The sequence below is a fragment of the Rhizobium sp. SVR5-2C genome, from assembly GCF_056755115.1.
The window spans coordinates 1-13,265 of sequence record NZ_JBNDHT010000168.1; the positions used below are offsets into that span (position 1 = coordinate 1).

14 protein-coding genes are annotated in these 13,265 nt (G+C 59.5%); 8 read left to right on the forward strand and 6 right to left on the reverse strand.

The window, feature by feature from the left end; translation table 11 throughout:
* A partial coding sequence (locus ACPYOI_RS31245) for a DUF2270 domain-containing protein (RefSeq protein ID WP_481423836.1) occupies window positions 1–659 on the reverse strand: 659 nt, incomplete at its 3' end.
* A 132-nt stretch (window positions 660–791) separates the two neighbouring features.
* Here ACPYOI_RS31245 and ACPYOI_RS31250 point away from each other — a divergent pair.
* The 5 genes from ACPYOI_RS31250 (at window position 792) to ACPYOI_RS31270 (ending at window position 4,955) form a co-directional block, all read left to right on the forward strand.
* A complete protein-coding gene (locus tag ACPYOI_RS31250; RefSeq protein WP_481414897.1) occupies window positions 792–1,610 on the forward strand; it encodes a class I SAM-dependent methyltransferase in 819 nt (272 codons plus the stop codon).
* A 209-nt stretch (window positions 1,611–1,819) separates the two neighbouring features.
* A complete protein-coding gene (gene cax / locus ACPYOI_RS31255; RefSeq protein ID WP_481414896.1) occupies window positions 1,820–2,968 on the forward strand; it encodes a calcium/proton exchanger in 1,149 nt (382 codons plus the stop codon).
* A gap of 189 nt (window positions 2,969–3,157) precedes the next feature.
* The gene (locus ACPYOI_RS31260) at window positions 3,158–3,484 is read left to right on the forward strand and encodes a potassium channel family protein (protein ID WP_168831055.1); all 327 of its coding nucleotides are present in this window, start codon (window positions 3,158–3,160) and stop codon (window positions 3,482–3,484) included.
* Between the two features lie 197 nt (window positions 3,485–3,681).
* Window positions 3,682–4,164 (forward strand): transcription elongation factor GreA, encoded by a 483-nt coding sequence (gene greA / locus ACPYOI_RS31265; RefSeq protein ID WP_481414895.1) that lies wholly within the window; start codon window positions 3,682–3,684, stop codon window positions 4,162–4,164.
* A 98-nt stretch (window positions 4,165–4,262) separates the two neighbouring features.
* Window positions 4,263–4,955 (forward strand): glutathione S-transferase family protein, encoded by a 693-nt coding sequence (locus tag ACPYOI_RS31270; RefSeq protein WP_481414894.1) that lies wholly within the window; start codon window positions 4,263–4,265, stop codon window positions 4,953–4,955.
* A 12-nt stretch (window positions 4,956–4,967) separates the two neighbouring features.
* Here ACPYOI_RS31270 and ACPYOI_RS31275 read toward each other — a convergent pair whose 3' ends face one another.
* Window positions 4,968–6,200 carry a GNAT family N-acetyltransferase gene (locus ACPYOI_RS31275; RefSeq protein ID WP_481414893.1) on the reverse strand — a complete coding sequence of 411 codons (1,233 nt, stop codon included), beginning with the start codon at window positions 6,198–6,200 and terminating at the stop codon, window positions 4,968–4,970.
* Between the two features lie 283 nt (window positions 6,201–6,483).
* Here ACPYOI_RS31275 and ACPYOI_RS31280 point away from each other — a divergent pair, with 283 nt between their 5' ends.
* Entirely contained in the window at window positions 6,484–7,374 is an 891-nt protein-coding gene (locus tag ACPYOI_RS31280) for an NAD(P)-dependent oxidoreductase (protein ID WP_481414996.1), read from the forward strand.
* 232 nt (window positions 7,375–7,606) lie between these two features.
* On the opposite strand, the gene ACPYOI_RS31285 is transcribed toward ACPYOI_RS31280, so the two are convergent.
* Complete coding sequence (locus ACPYOI_RS31285; protein ID WP_481423837.1) at window positions 7,607–8,830, reverse strand: GlxA family transcriptional regulator; 1,224 nt, start codon at window positions 8,828–8,830, stop codon at window positions 7,607–7,609.
* On the opposite strand from ACPYOI_RS31285, the gene ACPYOI_RS31290 reads away from it, so the two are divergent.
* Window positions 8,831–9,631 carry a cysteine hydrolase family protein gene (locus tag ACPYOI_RS31290; RefSeq protein WP_481423838.1) on the forward strand — a complete coding sequence of 267 codons (801 nt, stop codon included), beginning with the start codon at window positions 8,831–8,833 and terminating at the stop codon, window positions 9,629–9,631. It begins immediately after the preceding gene.
* Window positions 9,632–9,864: 233 nt separating this feature from the next.
* Here the strand turns inward: ACPYOI_RS31290 and ACPYOI_RS31295 are convergent, their stop codons facing one another.
* From ACPYOI_RS31295 to ACPYOI_RS31305, 3 genes are all read right to left on the reverse strand, one after another.
* Window positions 9,865–10,353, reverse strand: a complete 489-nt coding sequence (locus tag ACPYOI_RS31295; RefSeq protein WP_481414891.1) for an Lrp/AsnC family transcriptional regulator — start codon at window positions 10,351–10,353, stop codon at window positions 9,865–9,867.
* A gap of 68 nt (window positions 10,354–10,421) precedes the next feature.
* Window positions 10,422–11,063 (reverse strand): uracil-DNA glycosylase family protein, encoded by a 642-nt coding sequence (locus ACPYOI_RS31300; RefSeq protein WP_481414890.1) that lies wholly within the window; start codon window positions 11,061–11,063, stop codon window positions 10,422–10,424.
* Window positions 11,060–11,614, reverse strand: a complete 555-nt coding sequence (locus tag ACPYOI_RS31305) for a thermonuclease family protein (RefSeq protein ID WP_481414889.1) — start codon at window positions 11,612–11,614, stop codon at window positions 11,060–11,062. Before ACPYOI_RS31305 ends, ACPYOI_RS31300 begins: the two co-directional genes overlap by 4 nt.
* Before the next feature lie 105 nt (window positions 11,615–11,719).
* Here ACPYOI_RS31305 and ACPYOI_RS31310 point away from each other — a divergent pair, with 105 nt between their 5' ends.
* Complete coding sequence (locus ACPYOI_RS31310) at window positions 11,720–13,255, forward strand: sensor histidine kinase (protein WP_481414888.1); 1,536 nt, start codon at window positions 11,720–11,722, stop codon at window positions 13,253–13,255.
* The last annotated feature ends 10 nt before the right edge of the window (window positions 13,256–13,265 follow it).

A 13,265-nucleotide genomic window follows, 5' to 3' on the forward strand; every position in this document is an offset into this window, starting at 1 on the left:
ACGGCGAGATAGAACGCCGCCACGATTGCGATGACTGCAAGGCCCGGAAGCGGCCCGAGCACGGCATTGTCGATGACATATGACCAGGAATGCGCCTGCACCAGCGGGTTGCCCTCGGTCTGCAGCTTGGGCGTCGTGATCTTCAGGCCCCAGGCAAGCAGCATGATGAGATACATCCAGCCATAGTTCCGCTGCAGCCGGCGATGCAGGGCGTCGGTATAGCTGAGCAGGAATTTCGGCTTTCGCAGGCTGCGTGCAACCACCGAGCCCCAATCGAGCCCGGTACCAGGTTCCGGAGCCAGTATCTGGGCGAAGTAGTTCTTCTCGACCTGCCTGACGCGAGCCCGGTAGATGTCGAAGAAGCGGTAGCGCCGCGCCTCGATCAACAGCAGCAGCGTGATCAGCATCATTCCGAACAGAAGCACACCATGGTGCGATGTCGGCGTGGACAGCGAGACCGAGAGAAGAGCTGCGACCACGGTGATTGCCCAATTCGACGTCCGGTCGATGCGATCCCGCCAGCTCGTCATCCGACCCATTTCGCCGCGATAGTAGTGCGCGAGCGTATTGGTCATCTCGCCCTGGCTCGCCGGAAGCGGCGGCCATGGCCCCTTCACGACGCTCTCGTCGTAGTCACGTTTGCTGAAATCCGTCGTCATGGCATTTCCTCCATTTTCTTATTATTGAATTTCCAATTCATTCTGCGCCTGTAAGGCTGCCATTGCAAAAGACTTCAAGCAGCCGTAGAGGCTTGCCTCAATTCGAAAGGCCTCAATTCGAAAGGTATGGCGATGGCAAAGAAAATCGACGAAGAAGCGCTTGCAGAAGCCTATAACCGCGCCCTTGCGCTCGAAAAGGCGGGCGATTTCGACGCGGCGGTAAAGGCCTATGAGGAAGTGCTGGCGATCGACCCCGAAGATCACGGAGGTGCTGCCGTCCGCATCGCTTCGATGGGCCGCGGCGAAACGCCGGTCAAGGCGCCCGACGCCTATGTCGAAACCCTCTTCGACCAGCACGCCGAAGTCTTCGAGGACGTGCTTGTCGAGCAGCTCAGCTATCATGTGCCGATGCTGGTCCGCCAGCGCCTGCAGGAGCTGAAGCTCGGGCCCTTCAAGCGCATGCTGGACCTCGGCTGCGGCACGGGTCTGACGGGCGGCACGCTGCGCGATCTCTGCGAAGATATGACGGGCATCGACATTTCCGAAAACATGGTCGAGATCGCCCATGAGAAGGATCTCTACGAAACCCTCTTCGTCGCTGAAGCCGAGGACTTCCTCGACGACAACGATGAAGACCCCTTCGACCTCATCACCGCGACCGATGTCTTGCCCTATCTCGGCGCTCTCGAGCCGCTGTTCTTCGGCGCGGCGGAAAACATGACGCCCGGCGGCCTCTTCATCTTCTCGTCCGAGATGATCCCTGGCGACGCCATAGACGGCCCCTCCTACATGGTCGGCCCGCACCAGCGCTTCCTGCACGCCGAAACCTATATTCGCGACCGCCTGGCGGCGACCGGCTTCGACATCGTAGAGGTGACCGAAATCAACGTCCGCATGCAGGAGGGCCAGCCGAGCCCCGGCCATCTGGTCATCGCGCGCCTCGCCGGCTGACGATCCTGGCGCGAGGCTGCTAGCTCACACGGACCGGACGTGGTGCGCAGCTTGCAGACGCCAAGTGACCGTTGATGGCCCTGAAGCAGGTCTTGAGACGGTTGTCTTGCGCCAACGGGATGGGGTCAGAAGCCGGGATGGAGTCCCGCGACAGCAACCATTAAAAGGGGTAATTTTGGCTGCGGGCACTCCGTTCAGGAGGCAGGGGCATGGGCAATGTTGAGGAAAGAACTCCTGTCACGCCGTCGTCTTTCGCTGTGGGCAGAGCCATCCTGGGCGAGGTTCGCCAGGCACCTATTCTTGCGCTCATCGTTTTCGTGCCCGTCGTCATTTTTCTGGAACGGACGTCCCCCGATGCGCACACTTTGCTGTTTCTCCTTTCGGTCGTAGCGATCGTACCCCTGGCTGCGCTTCTGAGCCGCGCAACCGAAGCGGTCGCCGCCAAGACGGGAGATGCAGTCGGCGGCCTGCTCAATGCCACCCTCGGAAACCTGACCGAACTCGTGATCTCGCTCGCGGCTCTGCAGGCCGGGCAATATTTGCTGGTCAAAGCATCGCTGGCCGGCGCGATTGTCACCAACACGCTGTTCATGCTGGGTGGCGCATTCCTGCTCGGCGGCCTCAAGCATCACGTGCAGGAATTCAACAGGGTCAATGCGCGCTTCCAGGCTTCCCTGCTATTCCTTGCGACCATCGCCATTCTGGTCCCGTCGCTGATCAGCGAAGTGGATCAACCACCAGCGCCTGAGGTCTCCCAGACGCTGAGCTTGGGATTGGCGATCCTTCTCGTTGCCGTCTACGCGCTCGGCATGTTGTTTTCGTTGAGGACGCACCGGGAGCTTTTCGCCAGCGTCAGCCACGGAGAGGAAGACCAGAAACCCTGGCCGCTCACGCTTGGTATCGTCATGCTGGTTGTCGTTACGCTGCTGGTCGCAGTGATCAGCGAAATATTCGTCGGTTCAGTCCAGGTCGCCGCCGAACATCTCGGGCTGACGCCAGCTTTTGTTGGCTTCATCGTCGTCGCTCTGGTGGGGGCCGCCGCGGAAATGACGACCGCGTTTTCGGCAGCCCGTGCAAATCGCCTGGATCTCAGTGTCGCGGTCGCATTGGGCAGTGCCGCCCAGATTGCGCTCTTCGTCGCGCCGGTACTGGTGCTCGTCAGCTATTTCATCGGTCCGGAACCCATGACGCTCCAGTTCTGGCGCGGTGCGGTTACGATGATGATCGTCGCCACGATGGCTGCGACTCTCTTGTCGAATGGCGGGCGTGGAGCTTGGTATGCGGGTGTGATGGCGCTCGCCCTCTATGCGATCTTCGCGTTCACCTTGTTTGTCTTGCCTCCCGCAACCCCATCTTGATGCAACTGCCGCGATTGATCCTTCCAAATTCGATGCCGGCCACGGATCACGATGGCTATGGCGACTGAAATACCGCCAGCCATCTTTCGTGGCGCGCAGCCCATGCAAAGACGGCCGCAGACACTTGCATGAACTGAAAGGCAGAAGACCATGGCGATACGCACAAGCTCCCGGCCTCAATCGAAGCGAATGAGACGGCTATTCTTCGCTGCGCTGTTCCAGCAAGTTCGCATAGTGTGGCCGATCTTTTCCGGGATCCTTGTCGTCATGGTAGGATCCGGCATTGTTGCCGGACAGATCGAGAGCTGGCGAATCGGCGAAACCCTGTATTTCACCTTCGTCACCGGATTGACGATCGGCTATGGCGATGTCACGCCCAAGCACGCCATCCCGCGGATACTGGCCTTGCTGATCGGCCTTTGCGGCATTGTGCTGACCGGCCTGGTTGCGGCCGTTACCGTACAGGCGCTCGGCGCGGCGGATCGCGATCGAGCCGAACAGAATGATGGCTCGTGAGCGCGCGTAACACGGCTATGTGGCTGCGTCGCATTGTCGGCGCGTCCCTTTTATCCAGGTCCGGGACGCGGCTGTTGAAGGATCCTCAGGCGTGCCGACGGTCCAGAGACGCGCGGCTGTCTGCCTGTGACACCCGTCGAAAACCATCGTATAATGCCGGATTGTCGTCGTCACCCGCGTCTAAATGGAGTTTGAAATTGAGCACCGCCTTCGTCAAGGAAGAGAGTGCCGAAACTGCTTCGGAAACCCTACTCCCGGACCGTCCGATTTCGCCGCACCCGAACCTTGTGACGGAAGCGGGGTTGAAGGCGCTGGAATTGCAGCTGCAACAAGCGCGCGAGGCCTACGGCGCTGCGAGCACGATCGAAGACGTGAACGAGCGGCGGCGGCAGGCAGCAAATCCCCTTCGTGATCTGCGCTACTTTGGGGCCAGAGTTAGCACGGCTCAGCTTGTGCCCGACCCGGCTTCATCCGACACCGTTGCCTTTGGCAGCACGGTGACCTTCAGCCGTGACGATGGGCGCGTGCAGACCTATCGTATCGTGGGAGAGGACGAGGCGGATCCCAAGGCCGGATCGATTTCCTTCGCATCCCCGGTAGCCAGGGTTCTCATGGGCAAAGCTGTCGGCGATCTGGTCAGCGTCGGTGAACAGGAGCTGGAGATCATTGCCATCTCGTAGAGCCTCCTGCCAACCGTAAGTTGCTCCTTGCATCCTTGTGCGCGAACTGATCTCCTAAAGCCCTTCAGCAAAGTTTCCGGACACCGAAAGGTCGACGCATGTCTCTCGTTCTCTACGGACACCCCCTCGCCTCCTTTTGTCACAAGGTGCTGATCGCCCTTTACGAAAACGGCACGCCTTTCGAAGACCGCCTGGTCGATCTCGCCGACGAGAGCTCGCGGGCCGACTTCTTCCGCTTCTGGCCGGTCGGCAAGATGCCGATCCTGCGCGATGAGGCACTGGACAGCACGATCCCGGAGACGAGCATCATCATCGAATATCTCGACCGGCATTACCCCGGTCCTATCCGCCTGTTGCCGGATGATATCGATCGGGCGCTGCGCGTCCGGCTCTGGGATCGCTTCTTCGATCTCTACGTTCAGACGCCGCTGCAGAAAATCGTCGTCGATACTCTGCGGCCGGATGGCGCGAACGATCCGCACGGCGTCGAAGAGGCGCGCGGCACGCTTGCGACGGCCTACGACATGATCGAGCAGCAGCTGGGCAGCAATCAGTGGATCACCGGCGACAGCTTCACGATGGCCGATTGCGCCGCGGCACCCGCCCTCTTCTACGCCGAGACACTCGTGCCTTTCGGCGAGGACCAGCCGAAGCTTAAAGCCTATTACGAGCGCCTGCTCGAGCGGCCGTCCTTTGCACGGGTGCTGAAGGAGGCACTGCCCTACTTCAAGTTCTATCCCTACAAGAAACAGCTTCCCGAGCGCATCCGCAACGAAATGCCCTCCGAATAATGGAACCTGCGACTAGCGTCCCACAAGATGCAGGACGCGTTTTACGCTCGTCTTCAGCCAGGTGAGGTATCGCGGCTGAAGGTGCGCCTCCAGCCAGGAGATCAGCGTGAACTTGACGAGGTCAGGCGCAAAGTGCGCCCTGCCACGCGCATTCACCGCCGCAAAATAGCTGACCCGCTTCGATGACGATGTGGCCCAGCGCTCTTTATAATCGGCTTTCAGGGTGCGCATGTCGAAGCTTAGATTTCGCTCAAAGCACCAGCGCGCCATATCCTCGATAAGAAGCATACCGGGGGAAAAACGCGCGTAGGCCGGGTCGAAGGTTGTGACATGCATTTCGATCCGCCGCCGGTCGATCGTACTGATGACGGCAGCCACCGGCGTGCCGTCAAGCTTCAGCACAAACAAGCCCAGCCGGCCAACCACGTTGCGTATCGTTGCCGCCCTTTGCAGGAATTGCTGAGTCTCCTCCTTGAAGAACCACTCTCTTGACTTGTCCTTGCGCTGAAGCCAGGCGCGCTTTTGCTGCAAGATCCAGTCGATCGTTTCACTTTGGTCGCGGGCTCCGTCAGGCAGTTCGAAGCTAACCTTTCCGAGCTCGCCGAGGCGCTTGCGCGCGCTTCTGAGATTGACACGCAGTTTCTTCGGATAGCCGGCAATCAGGGCGTCAAAATTTGCTGCGGTCTGGCGATCAATCGCAAAGGCGTCGATGGGAACCGCGAATTTCAGTGCCTTTCGCGCCTCAATCGCCTTCTGGATGTTTGAACCGTCACGAAGAAAGGGCACATGCATAATGTCGATGCCCGATGTCAAAGCGCGCAGCAGAGCGGCACAGGTCTCCGGCGTGTCCTCACCCGCTGCAAACAACGGATCGCCATACTCTTCGTTCAGCCCGCAACTCACCGGATCAATCCGGAGGACTCGACCGCGCCGCCTTTGGATAAATGGCCAGACAGCAACCAGCTCGTCCGCCCGCCATACGGTCGCGACGTGCAGCTTATCTCCGGTTTCAAAAACCCGTTCTTCCCAACCGAGCCGGCACCAATCGAAACTTTGCGTAAAATGGCAATCGACCGCCCGCTGTTCCAACTCTCTCCAGGCAGGTTCCAGGGCCCTCAATGCACCTACGTCGGCAATTAGCTGGACACAGGTCCCGCTGCCTGTCTCGCCGGCGCTTACTGCGGCAGGCGCGACGAAGACATCGCGCGTCAGGCCACGCCAAAGACTGTATGATCCCCCCGACATCGACATCCCCCCGGTCTGCGTCGTCAATGTTCGCTCACACTTAATGCATATTCTAATATAGTAATAAATATACCTAAGAATCCTCCGGCGGCAATACGTTTACGCGCAGAGGAAATTCTGACGATTACAATTTGATTTGCTATTGCTTTTCTTAGGAGGCAGCGCTCGAAGCAAAAATGGAACTTAAGTCCCCCGCAAGCTCTTGCGGCCGAACGGAACCGCCCCGCTTCGGCTTTCCTGCCGCCGCGCTTTCGGCTAATCATGCCGGGAATTCACAGGAAGGATCTGGCATATGGCAAAAGTCGCGTTCATCGGTCTCGGCGTCATGGGCTTTCCCATGGCAGGTCACTTGAAGACGAAGGGCGGCCATGACGTCACCGTCTATAACCGCACCGCGGCAAAGGCTGCCGCCTGGGCGGAAAAATTCGGCGGCAAATCCGCCCCGACGCCGGCCGAAGCTGCGGCGGATGCCGATTTCGTCTTCACCTGCGTCGGCAATGACGACGACCTGCGGTCGGTGACCACCGGCAAGGGCGGCGTTCTGGAAGGCATGAAGAAGGGTGCGGTCCTGATCGACAACACCACCGCCAGCGCCGAGGTCGCCCGCGAGCTTTACGAAGCCGCCAAGGCGAAGGGCTGCGATTTCATCGACGCCCCGGTTTCCGGCGGCCAGGCGGGCGCGGAAAACGGCGCTCTGACCGTCATGTGCGGCGGCGACGAAGCCGTCTTCGAGAAAACCAGGCCGGTCATCGACGCCTATGCCCGCATGGTCGGCCTGATGGGCGCTGCCGGCGCCGGCCAGCTGACCAAGATGATCAACCAGATCTGCATCGCCGGCATCGTCCAGGGGCTCGCGGAGGGCATCCATTTCGGCAAGCGCGCCGGCCTCGACATCGAAAAGGTCGTCGACGTGATCTCCAAGGGTGCAGCCGGCTCCTGGCAGATGGAAAACCGCCACAAGACCATGAACCAGGGCAAGTACGACTTCGGCTTCGCGGTCGACTGGATGCGCAAGGATCTCGGCATCGTGCTCGCGGAAGCGCGAGGCAACGGCGCGAAGTTGCCGCTCACCGCCCTCGTCGACCAGTTCTACGGCGACGTTCAGGCCATGGGCGGCAATCGCTGGGACACGTCCTCGCTGCTCGCCCGTCTGGAAGAATGCACCATTAGGTAGCAGAAACCACAACACCGCATTATTGAGCTTACCGCCTCAGTGAGAAAGTCCGGCATTAGTTAGCAAAAACCCTTGGCTACCTGATGCCGGAAAAATCTCCGTATCGTGAGTACCGCTTAATCGGCTGCAGATTCCACATTTGAGTTGGTGGTTGGTCAGAACTGTTTACAGGCCCGTTGCCCGATTTTGGTGGCAATTGTCATACCTGCGTTACCGGCGGTTGAAGGGGGTGTTATTGCGCTCGTCTCCACATCCGCCTCAATTCCGATGGCGTGTGCCCCGTAATGCGGAGGAAGCTTTGCGTCAAGCGATCGGGATCGACGAAGCCTACATGGCGAGCGATTTCGTCGAGCGTTTGCCGGCTGTCTTCGACCAGGGGGCGAGCCGCCTCTACGCGCAGTCGTTCGATTGCCTTGGCCGGCGTCATACCGGTGGCCGCAGCGAAGGCTCGGCTGAATTGCCGTATGCTCAGGCCGCAAACTTCGGCGAGATATTCAACCGTGAGGTTTGCGGTCAAATTCTCCCGAGCGAAACGCAGCGCCTTACGAATTTTATCCGATGATCCTGGATCGAGGTCCAGCAGTGAGGAGAATTGGTACTGGCCGCCGGGCCGGCGATAGTAGACCACCAGCATACGCGCGACAGCCTGGGCAGTCTCTCTGCCGAAATCCTCCTCTATCAAAGCAAGAGTCATGTCTATGCCCGCAGTCATGCCAGCTGACGTCCATACGCCATCGTCGTGGGTAAATATCCGGTCTCCGTCAACGCGAAGCGATGGGTATTCGGCCTGCAGTCTCTGCACGTAGGCCCAGTGAGTGGTGGCGGATCGCCCGCTCAAGAGGCCACTTTCGGCGACCAGGAACGCGCCCGTGCAAATGCAAGCGGTCCGGCGTGCATAGGTCGACACATCGCGAATGGCGCTGGCGACTTCGCCCACCCATGGCCCATCCGGCGGACCCAAGGCCCCCGCGACGATAAATGTATCAGTGGATTTGCGCTCCAATCGCTCAGTTGCAACCTCCACTCCGCTGGAACTGCGCACCAACCCACCCCCAATCGAAGCTACGGTGAGCAGATAGTTCTTTCCATACAACTGGTTGGCAATCGATAAAGCCTCAATCGGGCCACTGAGGTCCAGCAACACGAACCCCGGATACACAAGTATAACGACGTGGCGGGCCATGGCCGAAATCCCGGAATCATTGTCCTTTGCAACATCAGACCGCGCCGATAGGGTTACTGTCAACCGGCAAACGAAGATATTCAATGCCTCTCCGACGCCGGGAATAGCGTGGGCGATCGATGCGGGATGCTGCATCAACGCCTCACCCTGAAACCCCTCATCGAAAAGAAGACAGGGTCCCGACCAATTGCAGGCAAGAAGTGCAAAAGCATCGTCCCGCAACGTCGCAAAAAGACCCGGGAAGTCTGACACATCGACAATAGGAGACGTCAAATGTTGCGTCGTGAAATGAAAATCATTCGGAGACTGAGCACAGCGATCCTCGCTGGCGCGGTTATTCTCGCTGGAGCCGGCGCTTCTATGGCCGAGCAGCCGGTTGTCGATTTTTTCCAGGACCCCGTCAAACCGGCACTAACCAAGGGGAACATGAAACTTGACGTCTCGAAGGCGGCGCTCGTGGTTATCGACGCGCAGAACGACTTCATGAGCCCTGAAGGGACTGCTTGGCCGGTCCTGGGCGAAGCCGTCACCGAACGCAATGTCGTTTCCCATCTTGATCAGCTCTTCGCCGCAGCAAAACGGGCAGGAATGGTCGTCGCACTATCGCCTCATCACTACTACAAGTGGGATTACACGTGGAAGGTGCAGGGACCTCTCGAAATTTTCCAACATGAGCTGGGCATATTCGATAGAAAAGGTCCCTATACACTCGAGGGTTTCGAGGGATCGGGGGCAGACTTCCTGCCGCGGTTCAAGAAATACATAGAGGATGGCAAGACTATTATCGCCTCGCCTCACAAGCTGTACGGGCCGCAGCAAAACGACCTTTCCTTCCAGCTCCGCAAACAGGGAGTCACCCAGATCGTCCTTGCCGGGATGCTCGCCAACATGTGCGTTGAATCGCATCTCCGCGAGTTCCTTGAAGAAGGATTTGAAGTCGCAGTTATTCGAGACGCCGTAGCCGCGCCCAAGTTACCTGAGGGCGACGGCAATCTGGCGGCATTGATCAACTTCCGATATATGGCAAACGGACTTTGGACGACCGATGAAGCGCTCAAGATGATTGCGCCGTAATCCAGGGCCCGGGAAATCGGATGGGAAGCCGTCAGTGGCTGATAGCCCCATCCGATTTCCCAAAGCCATACGGCCGCGACGCCCCATCAGGCCCGACGTTAAACGTGTCCCGTGGTTTTGAAGTAGTATTCCATTCAAACAAATTGGTGGTCTTTGTTACCTAATGCAGGAAAAATGATCGTGTGAAATGGCGCGTCTGCAGGCGCCCCATCCTGCTGCTACTGCTTACCTAGTCACTCCTCGCTGGACTTCGCGTTATCCAGGATCATGTAGTCGAGCGGCAACTGCGTCGAATACTTGATCTGCTCCATCGCGAAAGCGGAGGAGACGTCGCGAATCTCGATCTTGGCGATCAGCCGCTTGTAGAAGGCGTCGTAGGCGGCGATATCCGGCACCACGACCCGGAGCAGGTAGTCGACATCGCCACTCATACGGTAGAACTCGACCACTTCCGGGAAGTCCACGACCACTTCGGAAAAGCGTCTCAGCCACTCGATCGAATGCGTCGCCGTGCGGATCGAGACGAAAACCGTGACCTTCGTGTTGACCTTCTCCGGGTCGAGAATGGCGACGCGGCGCTTGATCACGCCGTCTTCTTCCATCTTCTGGATACGGCGCCAGCATGGCGTGGTCGAAAGCCCTACCTTCTTGGCGAGATCAGCGACAGCCAATGTCGAATCTTCTTGCAGCAGACGCAGTATCTTACGGTCGAGACGGTCCATACGCGAAAAGCCCTTTCGAATTATTTTCTCTGTATAACCCGATTCCGGCATGCGAAAAGAATTTTGTTTCAGGAAATGAGCAACTTTACGCGATTGCGCAACACCGGAAGTAGCTCGTCTTCAAACCATGGATTGCGCTTCAGCCAGCCGCTGTTGCGCCAGCTCGGATGCGGCAGCGGCAGGGCCGCCGGGCTGCGGTTCGAAAACAGCGCCTCGCGCCACGCCTTCACCGTCTCGGTCATGTTCTGCTTGCGAGCGCTGCCCATATGCCATGCCTGGGCATATTGCCCGATGGTCAGCACCAGTTCGATCTGCGGCATCTGATCGATGACCCTCTGCCGCCAAAGGCTCGCGCATTCCCGCCGCGGCGGCAGGTCGCTTCCCTTGGCGTCGTAGCCCGGAAAACAGAACCCCATCGGCACGATCGCGAACCGGCCGGGATCATAGAATGTCTCCCGGTCCACCTGCAGCCAGTCGCGCAGCCGGTCGCCCGAGGCATCGTTGAAGGGAATGCCGCTCTCGTGCACCCTGAGCCCTGGTGCCTGCCCGGCAATCAGGATGCGCGCAGTGGACGACATCACCACGACCGGCCGCGGCTCGTGCGGCAGCCGATCGCCTGCTCGCAGCGGCGTATCACGGCAGATGCGGCAGCGGGCAATCTCGCCCTGCAATCTTGCGATCTCCGTTTCGGCCATCATCTCGCTTGTCATTCCCATCCCGTCACCTGTCCGATGAAGCGTCTTGCAGCGTCAAAGCCTGATTGCTCGCGTTCGTGAAGGCGGACATCCCGCGGCCGCTCGAATGTCCCCGACCAGAGACCTGCCCTTTGTGACCGCGCCCGCGCTTCCTCCTGCTCGTAGCTGCCATATGACACGGCCATGCCTCTGACAACCATCTCTCCATTGATATCAAGACCGCCGCTGCGACACACTACGAGCAGCCGGTCATACTGGTCGCGCTCGCTGCCGCCGCATTGCGTGTCGCGCGAGGCGACCAGCCCCTGCAACGTCTCTCTCGCCTGCCGCCCGCAAGCCCAGTTCATGCCATCTCGCTCGCAGCTCTGGCTAAGTTCCGGCGCGTCGATGCCCTTCAGCCGCATGCGCTCGGTACCGATCGTCAGGCTGTCGCCGTCGGCCGCATGAAACTGCCCGGCATGCACCGTGTCCGGTTTGTCGTTGAGCTTCGCGGCAATCAGCCCGATCAGGGCGAGCATCGCGAAAGCCGTCACGCCGTCGCGTATCGTTCTGAAACCACGCGCCACGCTTTCGCCCCCTTCAAAAACAAATCCTTGGCAAAAATGGCAAACAACTCATTAAGAATTGCCGGTTAAGCTGGAACGATCCAGGGATCAAGTATCATAGTGCACATGAGTACCGGCGTAAGCACATCGACCGATAAGATTATCGTCGACAAATCACGCAGTCACCGTAACAAACCTGTCTCCAGGGCTGTGCGGCAGACGCGTGAGCGGCTGCAATCCGGCCATTCCTCCGCAGCTGCCTTCGATCGCGACGTGCTCAGAATGTATATGAGCGCCTTCATCCAGGGCGCGACCATCATGCCGCTCTTCGTCATCATCATTGCCGCGCTCGGCCTCTACTACACCGGCAACACGCAAATTTTCCCTTGGACCCTGCTGACGCTGACGACCTACGCGGCAAACGTCTATCTCGTCCGCCGCGCCCGCAAGAAAGAGATAGTCCCTGAGGCGACGCGCAAATGGCGCCGTATTCTGCTTCTCGGGCAGCTGACGATCGGCTGCTGCTGGGCCATCTTTGCGATGCAAGACTGCGGCGCCTGCGATCCTTCCGGCTTCATCCTCTATAAGGGCGCGACGCTGCTGATCGCGCTTTCCGTTACGGCAATGGCGAATTTCATGCTGACGCCTGCCGTCCTCGTTGCCTTCGCGCCCGCCGTCGTCGCCCTCGCCGCAAAGGCCGGCATCTCGCGCGACCTGCTTGAGGTGAGCCTCACGGCCGTCTTCACCACGACGGTGGTCTTCTTCAACTACATCAGCGACCGGCTCTTCCAGTCGAACCTGAAGATCCTCTCCTTCCAGTCGGAGAAGGACGACCTGATCGCCGAGCTCGAAGTCGCCAAATCCATGTCCGACGAAGCGCGCCGCCGCGCCGAAGAGGCAAACCTTGCCAAGTCGCGCTTCCTTGCCTCCATGTCGCATGAGCTGCGCACGCCGCTCAACGCCATTCTCGGCTTTTCCGAGGTCATGTCCGCCGAGGTCATGGGCCCGCTCAGTAACCCGACCTACAAGGAATATACGGACGACATCCACCGCTCAGGCCAGCATCTCTTGAATCTAATCAACGAGATTCTCGACCTCTCCCGCATCGAAGCCGGAAAATACGAACTCACCGAAGAGGCGATCTCGCTTCTTCATATCGTCGAAGACTGCATCGGCATGGTGCAGCTGCGCGCCGGCAGCAAGAACATTTCCATTACCCAGCAATTCGAACCCGAGCTTCCGGCGCTGTGGGCCGACGAGAAGTCATTGCGTCAGGTCGTGCTCAACCTCCTTTCCAACGCGGTGAAATTCACGCCCAAGAGCGGTGAAATCCATGTCAAGGTCGGCTGGACGGCCGGCGGCGGTCAGTACATCTCCATCAAGGACAATGGCCCGGGCATCCCCGAGGATGAAATCCCCGTCGTTCTCTCCGCTTTCGGCCAGGGCTCGATTGCCATCAAGAGCGCCGAACAGGGGACCGGCCTCGGCCTGCCGATCGTCCAGGCGATCCTTGCCAAGCATGACGGCCAGTTCGTGTTGAAATCGAAGCTGCGCGAAGGCACCGAGGCGATCGCCATCCTGCCTGCCAAGCGCGTGCTGCAGAGCCTGCCCGCCGTCGAGGAAGCGCAAGCCGTCTCCCGCAAGCGGAAGAGCTTCGCCTAGGGTCCGGACC